Raw genomic sequence first — 17,922 nt, forward strand, 5'->3', positions numbered from 1 at the left:
TACGCCTCACTGCCGAGCGCTGGTCCTATGGTGAACGCGGGTGGATCGGCACGGGAGTTGCGGGGTGTCCGCCTCGCCGGGGGTGCGGTCTCGGCCAGCTGAAGCGGAGGGGCCTGCGAGGACCTTCGGTGCAGCTCAGCGAGAAGGGCCAGCGGAAGCTGCGGCGCAGGAGAGGCTGGTGATGTCGAGGACGACGTACTGGAGCGGCACGTTGGCCTGGACAGGGCTTCCGGGTTCGGAGGCGTCGTGTTCAGGGCTGACGGACAGGCGCAGGTCCCCCTTGGCGAATTGCGTGTCCGCGGGTGCGTTGGGGACAGGAGTCCAGCCGTCCTTGACCAGGTTTGCGAGGGAGCGGGAAACCTTGGACTGGTGGTCCTGGGTATAGGTCGCACTCAGCTTGAGAGTGCACTGTCCTGGCGCCCAGGAGTCAGCACCAGAGGGGCTCAGCCCTTCGGAGAAGAAAGCCTGCTTGATGTTCCACTCGGTATCCCCCCTCAGGCCTTGCGCGAGCGCTCGTAGGCGAGGTTCCCGCCGTTGGGCGATGCCGTCTTGGGCGTGGCGGGAGGCGGTGTCGACGGTCCCTCGAACCCGCCGCATCCACTGACCACCACCGTCATCGCTGCGATGAACAGTGCCACCTTGACCGATCTCACAAGCCCTTGGGTGGGACGATCATCAACTGGTCAGGGACACACGGGAATCCGGTCCCGAAGGAAGGCGCGAGCCATGATGAGTTACAGCGGTGATGTCCAGGCAGGCGGTCCCGGGGACACACGGCAGACGACCGACCTGGTGATCACGAAGATGTCGGTCGGTGAGATCGACAACAACGTCTATCTGCTCCGCTGCCGCAGGACCGGAGAACAGCTCTTGATCGACGCGGCCGCCGAGCCGCGGACCCTGCTCGACCTCATCGGTGACGGCGGCCTGACCGGGGTGTTCACCACGCACCAGCACTGGGACCACCACCGGGCGCTGGCCGACGTGGTCGCCGCGACCGGCGCCCGCTCCCTGGTCGGACGCGACGACGCCCCCGGCATCCCGGTCGCGGACGTCCTGGTGAACGACGGCGACACGGTGCGGGTGGGGGCCGTGTCCCTCACCGCGATCCATTTGGTGGGGCACTCGCCGGGCTCCACCGCGCTGCTCTACCGCGACCCGCAGGAGCATCCGCACCTGTTCACCGGAGACAGCCTCATCCCCGGCGGCATCGGCAACACGGAGAAGGACCCGGCGCGTTTCGCCTCCCTCCTCCACGACATCGAGACGAAGATCTTCGCCGAACTCCCCGACGAGACCTGGGTCTACCCGGGCCACGGCAAGGACACCACGCTGGGAGCGGAGCGCCCGTCGCTGCCGCAGTGGCGGGAACGTGGCTGGTAACGCATCAACGACCCCTCTCCGAATGCCCCGGTCAGACGCCGGTCTGATTACGCCACGTCTCCGGTGACCGTGCCGGTGTGCTGCGACCAGGATTTGACGACCTCATACCGGCCGTCGGCAGTCTCTTCGGCCAGGCGGATCACCGTTTCGCCGGAGCCGTAGATACCGACCTGGCCGAGGAACTTGTCCTCGGCCACCTCCCGGTCACTCCAATAGCCCTCAGAGAGCGGGCCGTCGGGTCGGAACTGGGTGGTCACGCGAAATCTGCCGGGGTTCATGGGCCGAGAGCCTGCCATGCGAGGGGAAGGCTTCCGGGCCACCGCTTCTTGAAGGAGCGGCGGCACCGCCATGGCGATGGGGACGGCCGGGCGCGGTTTGTGTGGCCATTTGAGGTCGAGACCATGCCGCCGAGTGGCGTGACCGGGCGGCAGGTGCGATGCGCCGGTGTGGTGTCAGTGGGGTGGTGTCGGTGATGGCTCGTCAGGCTGATGGGTCTGTGCTGGTGGTGTATGGGTGGCCTGGGTATCACTGACGTGGAGGTGGCCTGGGGGTGGGTTGTCACTGTCATGGGCTGGTACACCACCCGTTGCCTGACTGTCATGGGAACGGTGCTTCTTACCCAACACAGGACGCGTTGCCGCCAAGCCCCCCGAACTGCCACGCCATGGAGACCGCCCCTACCCGACTCCCTGCGCCTGGTGACCAAGCAAAAGGAGGTGGGGGCTCGGGCGTGGCTGTGGGGGGCGAATGCATGTACTCCCTCCGGCGTTGCGGGGTTCGCTGGCTGTGTGAGCTATCCCTCTCCCGTCGTCGTGGCGCTGGTGGCCTGGGAAGGTTGACCATGTAGGCATGACCTCCTCGCCCCGCCCGCCGCACGTCGGTGGCCGACCGGATCCGATGGGCGGGACTATCGCGCTCGGTGGAGAGTCCGCTCCCGCCCGCGGGTACCTGCTGGACAACGCGCGCGCCGAGGCGGGCGAGCGATTCGTTTGGCTGGCCGAGCTGTTCGACGGTGTGACGCGCGGGCACTTCGATCGACTGGGGGTCAAGGCCGGCTCGCGCTGCTGGGAAGTGGGGGCCGGTGGCCCCGGTATCCCGGAGGCGCTCGCGGCGGCCGTCGGTCCGACCGGGCACGTGCTGGCCACGGACATCGCCCCGTCGTGGCTGAAGGCAGGCGACGGGTACGAGGTGCGCCGGCACGACGTCGCCGCTGATCCGCCCCCGGAGCCGGGGACGTTCGATCTGGTGCACGCCCGGCTCGTACTGGTCCATGTACCCGACCGGGCTCGCGCGTTGGCCACGATGGCGGCAGCGCTACGGCCCGGCGGCTGGCTGCTGATCGAGGACGCCGATACCGCTCTGCAGCCACTGGCATGCCTGGACGACAGCGGCCCTGCGCAGCGGCGGGCCAACCGGCTGCGCGACGCGGTCCGGGAGCTGCTGGCGCGCCGCGGCGCGGACCTGCGCTACGGCCGGACACTGCCGCGGGCATTGCGTGAGGCCGGCTTGGTAGATGTTGCCGCGGCGGGCTCTTTCCCGGTCGGCGGGCCGGCCTGCGACCGGCTGGAGGCGGCGACCATCCGGCACGTGCGCGGCGAGCTGCTCACGGCCGGCCTGGCCGACGACGCCGAGATCGACGCGCACCTGGCCGCCATCCACGCGGGCAAACTCGACCTGACACTCGCGCCGCTGATCTCGGCCTGGGGACGCCGTCCAGCCGAGCACCCTCCGGCACTCGGTTAGGTGCGGATCCAGATGTTGTCCGACCTGCCCACAGCGCTGTTCGTCGGGGGAGGCCAGGCAGCTCGCGCAGGTGCGCGCCGCGCGTCACCAGAGCTGGGGCCAGCCCGCGCACGGGCTTCGAAGATCATGGAGTTCTCGACGCCCCGTGATCCGCGTGGAAGACCGTGAGCCCTTTCCAACCTGACGGCGTGGCCTGGCGGTTGGTGGGCTGTATGAAGGTATGAAGCTCCTGGTAGACGGGTTCACGACCAAGATCACCCGTGTCGACCAGGAGCTTCGTGTGCTTGCCTATCCATCGGCGAGCGATCTGTCCAGTGCCCACCTGCGCCACCTTGCTGGGCATCTCACAGTTCGCCGTCGCGAGATCGGCACCCGGTGGCGCCGCGTCACGCCGGGCCGTCAGGCCCTCTGCGTGGTCCTGGAGACGCGGTGCGCCCTCACGGGGAGCCGGCTGCGCCCGGCTGGCGGTGTCCGGTCAGGTGAGGGCGACGGCTTCCTCGTCGTGTTCGACGGCGTCCAGGACGCGCTCGTGGAAGTCTTCCGGCCTGCCGTCGGGAACAGGCACGGGGCTGCCGGTCAGGGTGTACCGCTCGTCTGCGCCGGTGTACTGGGTCTGGGTGTCGATCAGGTGGTTGGCCCGGCGGGTGGTGCGGTGGGTGAGGTCGCCGGTGATGACGCCGGCGTCGTCGGTCATGGCGCCGCCCGGGCCGACGGTGACCTGGTCGTCGAACACCGCCGGCTCCGGGGTGGGCATCAGCTGTCGCAGGTGTCGAGCATGTCGCCTAGCGCCGCCTTCTCCGCCTCGGTGACGTTCAGCTCGTAGACGTGCTTCACATCGATCCATGCCCGGGAGTAGGTGCACCAGTACGACCTGAGCGGGGGCTTCCACAGGTCCGGTCACGTCCATGGACGTGGTGTACCGATCTTGGGCGCCTAACCTCCGACACGCGGGCCGACGTGCGCGGGGCCGGGCTGCCTGCTCAGCGCCGTACACCACTTGCGTGGACGCGGCCTTGGAGACCAAGAAGGCCCCACTCTCCCCGGCCGCACGTCACCCGGGATGGTGTGGACGCTGTCCGCGCGCCTCAGCAGGCAGTACGGACGGCATCACACTCGTCTCGGAGTCTCCGCCACAACGATCACGAACAGGCTCCTCCCGCATCCCACCAGCGTCACCACAGCCACGCCGCCCACACCAGGGGCAACTCGTGCTGCTGGCTCTCCATGCGGTCGATCATCCAGTCCGGACCGGTATCCACCTCACCCAAACCAAGACCAGCGACACGACGTCGACGACGAACAGCACAACCGCCAAGGGCAGCCAGGGCAAGGCAGGTTGATGTGCACGATGTCGTCGCACACGAACCTCAACACGGACGCACTCCGGCCGTGGCCACGGCGAACGCCGCCAACCCCCGAGTACGTACTCAAGCTGAGCGTCGCCCAACAGCCCGGGACGGGATGACCGACCCAGCCGTGCACACTCCCTCTACTGAGGCCGAAAGCCTGGTTGTCATGAGCGGGCGGGAGTCAGCCCGGGTCAGCTGATGGCGCGGATGGTGCTCCAGCCTCCTCCGCCGATGACGGTCGCGGTGCCGTGGCTGGGGGTACCGTCGGCATTCTTTCCGCCCGCGTAGTACAGGAGCTTGCCGTCCTGGGTGGTGGCCCACAGGCTGGGGCTGCCGGTAGCGGCGGCGTCGGCTGTGCCGGTGACCAGGGGCCGCCAGGAGGTGCCCCAGCCGCCGGCGCCGAAGACGCTGCGGTCACCGAGGCGCCCGTCGGCGTGGCCGGGGTAGAAGAGCAGTTGCTGGGTGCTGGTGTTGCGGGCGAGCAGGTCGGGGATGCCATCGCCGTTGACGTCCCCGAGCGAGGAGAGTGTGTAGGGGGACCAGCCGCCGCCGAGCAGTACGGGGTCCTTCACGAAGGGCCGATGGTCGGGGTCGCCTGCGTAGAAGTAAAGCTGGTCGCCCTGGCGGATCATGAGGTCTGGGATCCGGTCGCCGGTCATGTCGCCCGTGGCCACCACCTGCGCGTCGGTGGGCAGGCCGGTACGGATGGTGATCGGGGAGCCGAGGGTGCCGTCACCCTGGTTCGGGTAGACGCGCAAGGTGGTGCCGACGCGGGCGACGACGTCCTCGTGCCCGTTGCCGGTGAAGTCGCCGCGGTGCGCGATGGATGCACCGCTCCAGCCGCCGGTGCCGATGACCTTCATGTCTCCGAGCTGGCCGTTGCCGAGCCCGGGGTATAGCCGCAGCTGCCCCTTATCGTCGATGGCCAGCATGTCGGGGTGGCCGCTGCCTGTGAGGTCGCCCGGTACGCCGATCCCTTGCCGGGTCCAGTCGGCGATGTCGTCGACACGGGTGTTGCTGGCGCTGGTGCGGGTCTCCGTCGGGTCAGTGCCCAGGCATCCACCCTGCCAGGAGCGGGAGTTGACGGAGACAACCTCGTAGCCGCCGTTCTTGGTGCGCAGGGCCGGGCCTCCGGCGTCTCCCTGGCACAGGGTGGCCTTGGTGGATCCGTTGAGCTGCATGCTGGTTGCGTCGACGGCGCTGAGGGTGAACGTGGCCTGGTGGAGCTTGTCGGGGACCCAGCTGTCGGCGGTCCGTCCGAATCCGAGCGCACTGATCTGCTCGCCTGTCTTCGGAGCGCTGGTGGCAAGAGGCAGGGGGGTGACGCCCTGGACGCGGCGGGCGAGTTTGACCAACACCACGTCCCGGTCCTGGCGCGGCACGAGCCAGGTCGCCGCCAGGGTGGCGCCCCCCTTCTGCGCCAGGTCGGAACCTCCCACGGTGACGGTGGTCTTCCGCTTCGGCGCCCCGGCCGTGAGCTTGGCCTCACCGGTCCCGTCGGTGAAGCAGCTCTGCGCGGTCAGCACCCACTGCGCCCCGACCAGCACTCCGGAGCAGGCCCGCTGAGTGTCGCCGATCTTCAGCTGGGCCATCGCCGCGTACGCGGCATCTGTGGCCTTCTCACCGACGACAGCACCGGCCGGAGCCGCGGTGACCAGACTGGCGGCGAGCGCCGCGGTTATGAGCCCGGCGGCGCCGACGGTGCGGGCAGGAGTGAAGGGCATATCAAGGCTCCTTGGGCGAGAGTGAAAGTAGCGGCATAAGGGAACAAGGGCACAGCCGCTGGTCTGTAGAACCGTGCGGGGCTGGGCTACTTGGCGGTGCGGATTTCGACGAGGGTGTGGTTGCGGCCCTCGGGGTCGGTGGTCTCGCCGATGCCCCGGAAGTCGTTCTTGCCTATGTCGTAAGACTTGGTCTTGTCGTCGACCGTCATGTTGATGTGCGCCGTATGGTCGGTGGTCTGCACACCGGCGACGGCCGGGACTTCCAGGCTGAGGTAGCCGTTGTCGCCGATGGTTCGGAAGCAGAAGTCGTCTTGATCACGGCCGATGAACTGCATGAGGTTCGGGGCGCTTCCGCATTCAGCCAGCACGATGTGCCCGTCCCCGCGCTTGAGTTTGAGGTTCTTCTCCTTGAGGATCTTCGCTGCATCCGGGTAGTCGAAGGTTTCCACCGTCGAGGGCATCGCCGTATCGGCAGTCTTGCCGGAACTGGCGGACCCGTTGGTGCCGGGGTCTGCCGCGACGGCTATCCCCGCGACCAGCAGGCTGCCGCTCGCCACGGCCGGAATCATCCACCGCCATCGCGCACGCATCACAAAAAGACCCTCTCTGGATTTATTGGGAGTTCAGGAAAACGCCGCCAACCGGGCAAGGAGACGTCAGGCTCCGAGCCCAGGCCGAGGCGGCGTAACACTCCAGAAGTAGCACGAGAATTTAGAGTCCAACCGGTGAACTCGCTGTGATCAACATCAACCCGTACCCGGTTACCGGCAGTTCAGCCGCGCCTTGCGGGACCAAAGGCCCTGCATCAAAGATGCAGGTCAAAGCGGATCCAGCCTGTCACCTCCCACCCTGGAGCGGGTGCCACACGGGCCTTTGGTCCTTTATTTACCTGTGACTTAGACGTGATGGTGTCTTCGAGGTTGACGCTCAGGCAGTCCTGACTGAACTCCCTTTCCATACCGTCTCGTTTAGGATGGTGACACCCCATCATGAAATGGTCCAAGCGGCCTCGCTACGCCGTGTCTGGCATACGAGGTAAGCGCGCGCCACTGGTCGCGCTCGGCATGTCGGCAGTCGTGTTCTCCACCACGGCGGCACAGGCCGCACCGGCGGAGCCGGGCTATACCCCGCCTGCGGGCAGTCGTGCGCAAGCGGTGGATGAGTGGCTGGCGGGCGGGAAGGGGGTGAAACGCGAAGCAGCCAAAGCCCTGTTGGGCAGTGACGAAGAGTTGCGGAAGTTCTTCGCCACAGGCCTTCGCCGCGCTTCGGTGGAGGATGCGCGGGTGACCGTCTTGAAGATGATGCCCACAGCCGGGAAAGGGGTGTCCGAGGCTGCACGGAAAGCTCTGTCGGGTTCCCCTCAGGACGTACTGGACTTCGTGAAGTCCGGCTTTGAGAAGCCTCTGCAGGACGACCGCAGGATCGCGGTCTTGAGGGCGATGAGCGAGGGTGGCCGGGGGGTCAACCGCGAAGGCAAGAAGGCGCTGAACGACGGCAGTCCGGAGGCATTGGACGCGTTCTTGCAAAGCGGCTGGTCTGAGGCCGCCTTCGAGGACAACCGAATCAGAGTCCTGCAGTTGATGGAAACGGGAGGCCCCGCACAGCGGGAAGCTGGGAAGCGCGCCATGAACGGCACGCCTCAGGACCTTGTCGCTTTCCTGGAGAACGGTCAGTATCTGGCACAGGCGCGTGACCAGGAGCTGATGACCGTAACACAGCTGGCCAAGGCCGCGACGGAGGCTGGTAAGGAGGCCAAGGCCGCGACCGAGCAGGCCAAGGAGGCCGCGTCCCGGGCTGATGTGGCCGCCGACCTGGCGAAGAAGGCAGCGGAGAAAGCAGCCAAGGAGACCGCTGAGGCCGAGGGGGATGCAGACAAGGCCGGTGAGGCGGCGAGCCGAGCGGCACAGGCCGCCGAAGGAGCAGCGGGAGCGGCACGGGCCGCGGTAGACGCATCCAACACCGCGGTTGCCGCAGCCCGGACCGCGGCGAGGGCCGCCTCGAACGCGGCGAACGCGGCTGCAGCGGCGGGCCAAGCAGCGGCCCGGGCCTACAACGCGGCGAACGCGGCGATCGGAGACCGGAACAAGGCCGCAGATGCCCGCAAAGCAGCCCAGCTAGCGCGGGAGGCAGCCGCCGGGGCCAAGGATGCCGCCGCAGCCGCGAGCCACGCGGCGGACGCGAGTGCTGCTGCCGGGGATTCGGCCGCAGCAGCCGCACGGGCGGGGCAGAACGCCGCCGCGGCTGCCGACGCGTCCGCCAGCGCCAGTGAGCAGTCCGGGGTTGCTGCGAGCGAGGCCAAGCGCGCTCGTGAAGCAGCCGCGACCGCTCGTACCGCAGCGGGCCAGGCCACCCGGGCCGCGGGTCGTGCGCAAAACCTGGCCGCCCAGGCCGCCAGCGCCGCGCGCGCAGCCCATCAATACGCCAACTCCTCGGCCGGCCACGCCCAGCAGGCAGCCGAGGCCGCCGACGAGGCGGCCGACCATGCGGGCGAGGCCGACGCGGAGGCCAAGAAGGCCACCGCCCACGCGGAGGCGGCGCTGAAGGCCGCCGAGGCCGCCGCCAAGGCCACCACCGAAGCCACAACCGTCAGCAAGGTCGCCCGAGAGGCCGAGCAGTACCGGCTCGAACAGGACGAAGCCGCCGCCACCGCAGACGCCAAACAGCTCACGGCCCTCGGCCAGGAAATCGGCCAGGCCAAGGACCGCGCGCAGACCCAGGGTGCCCGGATGAGCGAGGAGACGAAGAAGCTCCTGGCCGACGCGACAGAGAAGGCGGCGAGCGACAAGACAGCAGGGGTGGCTCTGGCGCGCCGGGCCGCGCTCAACCTGCTCGGCAGCGACGGGCCCTGGACCCAGAAAGCCGCGGGCAACGCCTTGTCCGGTACGAACACGGACATGCTCGCCTGGCTCAGCTCCGGGCGCCTTGCGGCAGAGCAGGAGGACAACCGCGAAACCGTCGTCCACCTCGCCACCATCGGCGCCGCCAAGACCGCGGCCGCGGCCGAGAAGGCCCTCTCGGACGGCCCCCGGGCGGTCGAGGAGTTCCTGACCACTGGCATGTTCGAAGGCCAGCGAGACGAATACCGCATCCAGGTTCTACGCGTCATGGAAGGCGCCGGCAAGGGTGTGCGGGAAGCAGGGAAGAAGGCACTCAACGACGGCTCGGCCAAGGCCCTGCACACCTTTCTCACCACCGAGTACCCGCGCGTCCTGGCCGACGACAACAAGGTGGAAACCCTCCGCATCCTGGAAAAGGGCGGACCGTATGTGAAGGCCGCCGCCCGCATCGCCATGGCTGGACCGGACTGGATGAGGAACGTCTTCGTCACCCGGATCCAGTACAAGGCCGCCCAGGCCGACCAGGACACCTACACCCACGAAGCCGCCATCAGCACCCAGATCAGCATCGCGGCCCGCATCACTGCCGAGGCATACGAGAACGCCAACACTGCAGCCGAGGCAGCGGCCTTTGCCCGCGGCCGGGCCGAGGACGCCAAACGGTACGAGGCCGCCGCCAAGAAGTCCGCCGCGGACGCCCAGGACCACGCTCTGCGGGCCAAGGAAAGCGCGCAGGCTGCCGACAGGTCGGCAGCCGAAGCAGCCGCCTCCGCGAAACTCGCCAAGGACGCCGCGGCAACCGCGCAGAAAGCCAGCAGGGCAGCCAACTACTCGGCAGCCCAGGCCACCAACTCCGCAGCCCAGGCCAGCAACTACGCCGACTCCGCCGCAGCCTCAGCGGCCACGGCACGCCAGGCCGCCCTGGATGCAGGCAAGGATGCGGCCGAAGCCAGCCGTGCCGCTCAGCAGGCACTTGCCTCCGCCACCGAGAAGCGCAACCAGGAACAGCGCACCGCGGCCGAAGCCGCCCGGAAGAAGGCGGAAGAGAACGCCAAGATTAACTACAAGCCACAGGACGACCCCAAGAACGACCACTCCTCGCAATTCCCCTCACACAGTGACGCAGGAATACCCAGTGGCGTACGCAACGTCGTCGGGTTCTTCAGCTATCGAGGAGCACTTGACGCTGCGGCCCTCTCGTTGATCGGGCGGACCGACGAAGCGAAGGAGTCCTTCAAGGGCTTCATCGGCCCATACATCACAGGCAAGGGTTTCGGGTACGCGATCAGCGGCGGCCAGAAAGTAGGACTCGTCGTAGGACCGGGCGGAGCTATGGCAGCCAGGGTCTTCGGCTCGCCCGTCGCGTTCGGTTGCACTATCGTCGACTATCTGCTCCCCGCCGGCGGGCCTGTACGCTACCTCGAACCCGGTCCGCTCGACCAGCGGCCCAAGCCCCCCATCATCTGAAACCCAACGCCATGAAACCCATGAACCCCTGGCTCAACTCAACCAAATCTGGAAGGGCCACCAAAAGAGCCATAAACGCGGTCAGTCCAATCCTCTTTGACTGGCGGTCACTGTTCCTCGCCTGTATTGGGGTACTGGGAGGGTTCGGAACTTCCGTAAGCCCAATATCCGGTCTCGGAATCGGCGGGCGACTGGTGGCGGCAGGGATAGGTGTAGCCTCTCTCGCGCTGGCCATCGCGTCCTACAAATACATGAAGAACTCGAACAAGTGGAACTGGTAGACACAAGGGACTAGTTAAAGCCTCGCAGCTTTCTCCCTATTGGTTCAGGTCATCCCTTCGGGGCGGCCAGAACCAATAGGCTTCCACGAGCAACTCCCTTCAGCCAGTCGTTGAAACAGCCCCGGCATCAAAGACGACGACGGTCGCGAGGACGGCGTCGGCGCCCTCGGTCCGGGGGCGGGCGTGCTGTGATTCCGGCCGAAAGAGATGTGTTGTGTCCGAGAACATGATCATCCCCGCGAAGCGCGCGGTCGAGATCCGGGCGTATATCCCCGCGTTGTATCAGCAGACCGTGAAGTTGTCCTTTTACGCCTCGGGGTCGTCCACGCCGTTCCAGACGTGGGACCTGTCCGGAACCGGTGAGGGCAACACGGCCACGACCGGCTCGGGCTTCGTCACGGCGTCCGGTGGGTGCCTGAGCGGGCCGAGGAGTACACCGTCAAGGTCGATGCGTGGTACCGCAAGGACGGCGGGACTCATGAGTACGCGACCGTGCCGGCCAACGCCACGCTCGGGCTGTTCAACAGCAGCACCGTGCTGTGCGAGGACGACCAGGACAAGGACTGGAACGACACCGTCATCCAGCTCACGTGGTGGAGCCCCCCCGCGTGGGTAGCGCGACTCCGACTTACCGACGAAAGCTCGTCGCCCGCCTGCCGATGATGGTGGACGTCGAGGGGGACTGACGCGTGTCCGGGACGGGAGTTCCGTCACCGGCAACGCTGCCGGCCACCCGCCCCCAGGGTCGTTCCAAAGTCCTTTGAGGCTCGTGTAGTTGCTGGTCACGGGGCGATGCCGAGGAGGTCGAGGGGGCGCGTGAAGGGCTCGTAGGACATCTCGCGGAGGCCAGCGGCGATGTTGGTGTGGCCGTGCTCGCGGAGCTTGTTGATCGCGAGGTTGCGCAGGATGGCCATGTTCTCCGGCCCGTGCCCGGCCCGGATCCTGGAGGCGTCCTCGGCGAAGGTCGTGTCCCTCACGTGATGGACGGCCTCGATGCCCCACTGCGACCTGGCGAGACGGCCGATGGCCTGCGGTGATGCCTCATGCGCGGTCATATCCGTGATCGCGTATACGGTCTGGTGGGTGACCCTGCCGGTCTTCAGGTCGGTGCGGTGCCGAAGGGTCTTCGCCGCCTGGACCACGTGCGGGAAGTCCAGGTCGAGGTCGGTGACGGTGAGCGTGCGCGCCGAGCGGGTCTCGCGCCGTCCGTGCCCCCGCTCGCGCTCGTAGCGGCGGGCGGTGGCTTCCTTCCAGGGCAGGGCCTTGAGGGCCGCGTGCAGGTTCGGCTGGTTGCCCTTGACGACCAGCAGGTAGTGCGCCTTCTTCACCTCTACCAGCCATTTCGCGTGTTCGCGCTGGGTGTGCAGGGCGTCGGCCGTCACCACGGTGCCGGCCAGGTCGAACGGGGTCAGCAGGGCGGTGAACGCGGAGATTTCGTTGGTCTTGTCCGGCACCCGCAGCTGGCTGATGACACGGCCGGCCGCCGTGACGGCGGACAGCAGGTGGGCGGCGGGCGTGGCATCGGTACGCGAGCCGCGGGCGCTCTTGCCGTCCACCGCCACCGACTCCGCCCCCACCGGAGCCTCGCCCATCAGGTCGGCCAGCCCACCCGGGCAGGCGGTGGAGACGATCCTGCGGATCGTCGACCTGCTCGGCGCGATCCGCGCGTTCAGCGAGGCCACGAGCCGTGCGCCGAGGCGGGCCAGGGTCTGCTGCGGGGCGCTGCGGGCCCACTGCCCGATCGCCGCATACGAGCGCGCGCCCGCCGCCACCGCGGACGCCGCGATCAGCAACACCACCACGAACGGATGACGCACACCCCGGCGATGGCGCGGGTCCGGCAGCCTGACCAGCCGCTCCGCCAACGGCAACCCCGAACACCCCACAAGCGACGGCGACTTCACGAGACAGAGAGTGCAAGGCTGACGGCACATCGAGGCTCCGGTTCTGGACGACGACTGGCAAGGTCATCCGTCCACAACGGGAGCCTCGATCTGTTCGTAGCGGCCTCACCGACATCGTCACCACGCCGTGACCAGCACCTTCATCACCCGCCAGGACTTTGGAACGGCCCTGCTCGCCGAGAGGGGCCTAACTAACCCTCAGCCTATTTCACTCCACGAATTAAATATCGGTACATAATGTAACGATTTATGCCGACCGGGGGCGGAATAGGTCGTCGTTATATTCCGGGAAGATCATAGGCATATTCTGGCGGAAGTCGGTTACTTCGGTACTGCTTTCATGACCGGCACACAGAGTCTTCTGCCAGTACCAGTAGCCGCGAGATTCGATCAGGAGATCAATGTATTCGCCGAAGGTGCAGTTGAGAGAGCTGAGTTCTTCGCCAAAGTAATGATAGCTGATTTCTTCTTTGAATGTTCCGTCCTCGCGGCGCTCGAATGCTGCGCATGCTTCGGGGGTGAACATGTCGAAGGGCACTACAGGGCGGTATGTTTCGTCTCCCCCGCGGAACCAGGTCACCCCGCTCCAGTCGCCGAGTACCTGATTGACGGGGAGAATGTTGATCAATCCGTAGTCGGACCTGTCTCCCTGCTGGATTTTTGAAACGGTATGCCGCCACTCAAGGCTGAACGACCCTACCTGCCGATAGAACTCTTCCGCTCCGGAAGGTAGGTGGCATCCGGCTTGTTCGCTGAGGTGCGAGATCTGCTCCGCAGAGAGGGGGGGCGTTGACGTGCAGTGCACCACCTCGACATGGGAGTTTCGCTGCAGGTCGGCGAGCAGGGCGTCCAGTCGGTCCGCTGCGGTGTTCATGAATAATTCTCCAATCCCGTGCCGGGAAAGTAGGCGGCCTGACGGTCGTTACTGATTATTGTTCCAGATGTCCCATGCGTCCCCGCCTACCTTCTTCTTGCCGGAGGGGTCCCATAGGGTGTATTCGGCGTGGATTTTCCCGGGGATTCCGAATCTGTAGATGTTGTCAAAGTCGAGGGCTTCCTGGGACCCTGCCGTCATGTTCATATCTGCCGCCGTGGGGTGGAAGCTGAAGTCTGCTGTGACATGGTACTCGGCGATCTCGCCGTTCTGGAGTACGGCAGCTTTGAGCCCCTTTTCGATCTTGGCGTGGTGCTGGGAATTTGCCTGCTTGACCAGCGGGGTCAAGTTCTCCAGATTCTTTCCGGAGCCTCCCAGGAGTTCGTTGAGGAGATGCCCCTGCACCATGTACGTTGCGAACCAGTTTCCGATCGCGGTGCCCATAGGGGGCCACCATGCGGGCTGGACTTTGGGGTTCTGTCCTTTTCCGAGGTTGTTTTGAGAGAGCCACGCCCTCATCTCCACCCCGACGTCGCCCGGCGTGCCGTTGACTGTCAGCGTCAGAGCCCCCTGCGGATAGTCAACATCTGTGCTGTACCCCGGAAGCGCATAACGCTGCAGGGCGGGCAGCGCTCGAGGCTGGACATTGACGGCAGGAGACACCGAACGCTGAGCCGTGAGGCCCTCGGACTGATCCGGTGCGGGCGAGCGCATGACTCGTGTCGCGTTGGTCTCCGCCTCCTGTTCGAAACGATCCGACGGGTCACTCACCCGCAGCCCCGACCCGTTGTCAGTGCCCGACACCGGCCCCTGCCGCTGCTGGATCACGTGAGTCAGCTCGTGCGCGAGGGTGTGCTTGTCGGAACCCCCCTGACCGATGACGACATGGGTCCCGGAGGTATAGGCGCGGGCCCCGACCTCAGCTGCAGAAGCCTTCGCCGCGCCGTCGTCATGAATCCGCACATCGGAGAAGTCCGCGCCCAAGCGGGATTCCATCTCGGTGCGGGTGACATCGTCCATTGGCCGCCCAGAGGAGCGGAGCACATCATGGACAGCGGACCGTTGCACTGCGGGCGCGGACTGCGTGTCCTGCTGGTGGCCGCACCCGGCCGTGTGCTGGTGCGTCTCCTGTGCCCAGGCGTGGCCGGCCTGGCGCAGCATCTGGACGACGGCGGCGTTCCCCGCCGTGCTCTGCAGCGCGAGGAGCCCCTGGGACGGCGTGCTGGTTGCTTCCGGTGTGCGGACGTTCTTGGTTCTGGTGGATGTGGATTCGGCACGTTCATGGTCACGCAAGGGAGTCTCTTCCGACGAATGGATGCGACTCCCCTTACCTACGTGAAAGGCAGTTGGGAAACCAGGTAGGCAAGGGCAGAGCCAGGCGGCCTAACGGGCAGAGTCGAGGCGCCAGGGAGGCGGGCGCACCGGTATCCCGCCCTTCCTTACCCTTTCCCATCGGGCACGCCTTGGGGGACTTGGGCGCCCTGTTAAAAGCATCCGTCCACCGTCCGGGACGCGGTGCTGCCGCACCTCGTCGTCGAGTTGCTGCGATGGCTGAAGGTGTCCTCGATACGCTCGCGGAGCAGGGCACCGCTCTCGAAGTTCTTGCGCATCGGGGCGAGCAGGCGGTCGGCCTGGAAAGCGTGGCCTTGACGCTGCCCTTGCCGAAATCCTCGTCCGCGCAGGTCACGCAGCATGCTTGTACTCGTGGAGGATGCCGCCGAGGCGTTCGCGTCTCCGGATGTCGAGGCTGGCCATCTGCTCCGGATCGGTGATCGGCGTGGGCAGCGGGTGCAGCGGGCGGGCGTTGGCGATGCCCTGGTGGGGGCGGTGCCCGTTGTAGAACTGCTCGAACTCGCGCAGAGCGTGAAGCAGATGGCGCTGGTTCCAGATCAAGGTGCGGTCCAGCAGCTCGCGTCGGCAGGTCTGTACCCACCGCTCCATGATCGAGTTCATTCTCGGCACCCGGATACCGCTGAGCACGATGTCGATCCCCGCATCGCGTAGAACGGCGTCGAACAGCTCGGAGAACTTCCCGTCCCGGTCCCGGATCAGGAACCGCGCCCGGCAGCTCGCATCCTCGAGGTCCATGACCAGATTCTTCGCAGCCTGCGCCACCCAGGACGCGGTCGGGTGCGCGGTCGCACCCAGGACCCGGATCCTGCGACTGCCGTGCTCGATTACCGCGAACACGTACAGCCGCACCCCGGACAAGGTGATCGTTTCCAGGAAGTCGCAGGCCAGCAGGGCCTCGGCCTGTGAGCGCAGGAAGTGTGCCCAGGTACTCGAGCTCCCTCCGGGCGCCGGGTCGATCCCAGCCTCCTTCAGGATCTCCCAGACGGTGGAGGCGGCCACTTTCACGCCGAGGACGAGCAGTTCGCCATGCAGTCGTCGGTACCCCCAGCAGGGGTTCTCCTTCACCAGGCGCAGCACCAGGGCACGGACGGAGCGCACGGTGCGCGGCCGGCCCGGCCGCTTCGGCCTGGACGCCTGTGCGTGCCGGTGTCTGACCAGGCAGCGGTGCCACCTCAGCACGGTGCCCGGGCGCACCAGCAGCCGCACTCTGCGCAGCACGTCCCGCGGCAGCCGGTGCAGCAGCGCCGCCAGGAACGCCCGGTCGCTCGGGCTGAACCACACTCTCTCCCTGCCGAGTTGGCGCTCCAGCACTGACAGTTGGTGGCCCAGGGCGAGGATTTCGACGTCCTTGTCCCCGTCACTCATCGGCAGCAGACGCAGCACGGCGAACGCATACGTCACACCGAGGTAGGCCAATCGCAGCAGCACGGTGGATCATCCTGCCGCGGCGATCGCCAGCCGCGCGAGAGCCCCGGCGCCACCAGCCACAGCCAACCTCCCCGAGGTTCCCCATACCTGCTCCCACCAGCACGGATGAGTTTTTCGGCAAGGGCAGGTTCACCGCCGATTCTGGCCCGGCCGACTGCCCGGCGTGCCGCTTTCACCAACCTTCGTGCGTCACAGGCACGCCCGGCACACATGTTGCCCGGTCCCCGGGCGTGCCGACCCTCCCGGCACCGCTGCGCGGCGCGATGGAGGATGCCATCCAGCACGCCAGGGCCAACAGGTTCACTCTCGCCGGGCACGGATGGGGGTCATGCGATCGCCCGCTCCAGCGCCGCGGCGGCCGCCCGGACGATCTCCGGACTGGCCAAGATCGCCGCGGTCATCAACTCCTTTCGGGATATGACGTTCTCGGGGTCCGCGGCCAGGATGTGCAGCAACTCAGTGCAAGGGTCCATATTGGGGCAGGACTTGATCAGGCATCATCAAATTGTCGTTGTGACTGGCCAGTTGGGGGGTGCGGGGGTGCGGCTGGCCTGGCGAGGCCATTCCGGTCAGCGGGTCGTGGCGATGCCGGTGACGGTCTTCCAGATGCGGAACCGTGCGGTCATCTCGGTGCGGTAGTCACTGGCTGTGAGCAAGTGGGCGTCGAGGCCGGAAGAGAGTGGAGATCCTGGAGAACGCGGCGAGGAATCTCTGGGCCGCCCCCGTCGAGCGGAGGTTCTTCATAGTTTTCTCCCGTTGCCGGGTGGGCTGACGGGAGTTTCCCGCGCGGTTGTTGAGGTACTTCGCGCTGCGGTGCTCGACCGACGGCATGGCCTCGCGGCGAGCGGCGCCATAGCTGCGGAGCTTGTCGGTGACGATCACCCGCGGCACATACTCGAAACCCTTGAGGAGCTTGCGAAAGAACCGCTTCGCGGCCCGGGCATCACGCTTGTTCCGCACCAGGATGTCCAAGACCTAGCCGTCCTGGCCGACCGCGCGCCACAAGCACCACATCTGCCCGTCGACCTTGATGAACACCTCGTCCATGTACCACTTGTCGCCGAGCCTGGGCTGCCGCCCGCGCAACTGTTTGGCGCAGGCGGGACCGAAGACGGCGCACCAGGCCTGGATCGCCTCATGCCCCCCGCAGACAACTTGACAGCGCCACCCGTTCGCCTTTCAAGCAACTGTCAGTAGCAAACGGCAAAGCATCTGGTGACGGCCATCACGTCCGAGAGGAAGGATTACGGCCAGGCTGTCTACTTCTCGATCGTGCGACTCGCGTGTAAGCGGACATAGCGTACGCCCTTCCGTTCGACTATCGGACCTCACTCTCCGTATGGCCCTCGATTTTCATTGACGCCTCTTCGGTGATCTTGATAGGAATGTTGCCTCATCCGTATTTCAGCCATGTGAATTGGAATATACTTCCGGTGCCGTCTGCGTCGAGTCGGAAGCCGCGGGGATTTTGCGAGCCAGGGGGATCTATGCATATCTATGGCGATTCACTCATTCCTGGTGCTCGGCCGCGAAGAAATCCATTCCGGTGAGGTAACCCTCCCACCTGCGAGAACCTCCC

15 protein-coding genes and 1 pseudogene are annotated in these 17,922 nt (G+C 66.7%); 5 read left to right on the forward strand and 11 right to left on the reverse strand.

The features are described from left to right. Positions 1 to 494: 494 nt before the first annotated feature. Positions 495 to 653, reverse strand: coding sequence for a hypothetical protein (locus tag ACSHXC_RS40930; RefSeq protein WP_438297216.1), 159 nt, complete (start codon positions 651 to 653; stop codon positions 495 to 497). A 76-nt stretch (positions 654 to 729) separates the two neighbouring features. On the opposite strand from ACSHXC_RS40930, the gene ACSHXC_RS40935 reads away from it, so the two are divergent. Further along, positions 730 to 1,383 (forward strand): MBL fold metallo-hydrolase, encoded by a 654-nt coding sequence (locus ACSHXC_RS40935; RefSeq protein ID WP_438297640.1) that lies wholly within the window; start codon positions 730 to 732, stop codon positions 1,381 to 1,383. A gap of 47 nt (positions 1,384 to 1,430) precedes the next feature. Here ACSHXC_RS40935 and ACSHXC_RS40940 read toward each other — a convergent pair whose 3' ends face one another. Continuing rightward, complete coding sequence (locus ACSHXC_RS40940) at positions 1,431 to 1,640, reverse strand: hypothetical protein (RefSeq protein ID WP_438297218.1); 210 nt, start codon at positions 1,638 to 1,640, stop codon at positions 1,431 to 1,433. 640 nt (positions 1,641 to 2,280) lie between these two features. Here ACSHXC_RS40940 and ACSHXC_RS40945 point away from each other — a divergent pair. Continuing rightward, complete coding sequence (locus ACSHXC_RS40945; RefSeq protein WP_438297642.1) at positions 2,281 to 3,126, forward strand: methyltransferase domain-containing protein; 846 nt, start codon at positions 2,281 to 2,283, stop codon at positions 3,124 to 3,126. A gap of 475 nt (positions 3,127 to 3,601) precedes the next feature. Here the strand turns inward: ACSHXC_RS40945 and ACSHXC_RS40950 are convergent, their stop codons facing one another. Beyond that, a complete protein-coding gene (locus tag ACSHXC_RS40950; RefSeq protein ID WP_438297219.1) occupies positions 3,602 to 3,880 on the reverse strand; it encodes a hypothetical protein in 279 nt (92 codons plus the stop codon). Positions 3,881 to 4,334: 454 nt separating this feature from the next. Here ACSHXC_RS40950 and ACSHXC_RS40955 point away from each other — a divergent pair, with 454 nt between their 5' ends. Continuing rightward, a complete protein-coding gene (locus tag ACSHXC_RS40955) occupies positions 4,335 to 4,466 on the forward strand; it encodes a hypothetical protein (protein WP_438297221.1) in 132 nt (43 codons plus the stop codon). 200 nt (positions 4,467 to 4,666) lie between these two features. Here the strand turns inward: ACSHXC_RS40955 and ACSHXC_RS40960 are convergent, their stop codons facing one another. Both ACSHXC_RS40960 and ACSHXC_RS40965 read right to left on the reverse strand, forming a co-directional pair. Next, complete coding sequence (locus tag ACSHXC_RS40960) at positions 4,667 to 6,199, reverse strand: trypsin-like serine protease (protein WP_438297223.1); 1,533 nt, start codon at positions 6,197 to 6,199, stop codon at positions 4,667 to 4,669. Positions 6,200 to 6,285: 86 nt separating this feature from the next. After that, positions 6,286 to 6,756 (reverse strand): hypothetical protein, encoded by a 471-nt coding sequence (locus ACSHXC_RS40965; RefSeq protein WP_438297224.1) that lies wholly within the window; start codon positions 6,754 to 6,756, stop codon positions 6,286 to 6,288. A 432-nt stretch (positions 6,757 to 7,188) separates the two neighbouring features. Between ACSHXC_RS40965 and ACSHXC_RS40970 the strand changes: the two genes are divergently transcribed. After that, on the forward strand, positions 7,189 to 10,503 hold the full coding sequence (locus tag ACSHXC_RS40970; RefSeq protein ID WP_438297226.1) for an ALF repeat-containing protein: 3,315 nt from the start codon (positions 7,189 to 7,191) through the stop codon (positions 10,501 to 10,503). Between the two features lie 692 nt (positions 10,504 to 11,195). Further along, positions 11,196 to 11,447 carry a hypothetical protein gene (locus ACSHXC_RS40975; protein WP_438297228.1) on the forward strand — a complete coding sequence of 84 codons (252 nt, stop codon included), beginning with the start codon at positions 11,196 to 11,198 and terminating at the stop codon, positions 11,445 to 11,447. A 119-nt stretch (positions 11,448 to 11,566) separates the two neighbouring features. Here the strand turns inward: ACSHXC_RS40975 and ACSHXC_RS40980 are convergent, their stop codons facing one another. From ACSHXC_RS40980 to ACSHXC_RS41005, 6 genes and pseudogenes are all read right to left on the reverse strand, one after another. Then, entirely contained in the window at positions 11,567 to 12,688 is a 1,122-nt protein-coding gene (locus ACSHXC_RS40980; RefSeq protein ID WP_438297230.1) for an ISAs1 family transposase, read from the reverse strand. Positions 12,689 to 12,935: 247 nt separating this feature from the next. Beyond that, entirely contained in the window at positions 12,936 to 13,562 is a 627-nt protein-coding gene (locus ACSHXC_RS40985; protein ID WP_438297231.1) for a hypothetical protein, read from the reverse strand. Between the two features lie 48 nt (positions 13,563 to 13,610). After that, complete coding sequence (locus ACSHXC_RS40990; RefSeq protein ID WP_438297233.1) at positions 13,611 to 14,855, reverse strand: eCIS core domain-containing protein; 1,245 nt, start codon at positions 14,853 to 14,855, stop codon at positions 13,611 to 13,613. Between the two features lie 390 nt (positions 14,856 to 15,245). After that, complete coding sequence (locus ACSHXC_RS40995; RefSeq protein WP_438297234.1) at positions 15,246 to 16,343, reverse strand: integrase core domain-containing protein; 1,098 nt, start codon at positions 16,341 to 16,343, stop codon at positions 15,246 to 15,248. A 326-nt stretch (positions 16,344 to 16,669) separates the two neighbouring features. Further along, a complete protein-coding gene (locus tag ACSHXC_RS41000; protein WP_438297236.1) occupies positions 16,670 to 16,816 on the reverse strand; it encodes a hypothetical protein in 147 nt (48 codons plus the stop codon). A 96-nt stretch (positions 16,817 to 16,912) separates the two neighbouring features. Beyond that, positions 16,913 to 17,483: pseudogene (locus ACSHXC_RS41005) on the reverse strand (IS6 family transposase); the annotation flags it as partial. Between the last annotated feature and the right edge of the window lie 439 nt (positions 17,484 to 17,922).

Origin of the sequence: Streptomyces sp. HUAS TT7 (assembly GCF_051550175.1) — a bacterium.
Lineage (GTDB): Bacteria > Actinomycetota > Actinomycetes > Streptomycetales > Streptomycetaceae > Streptomyces.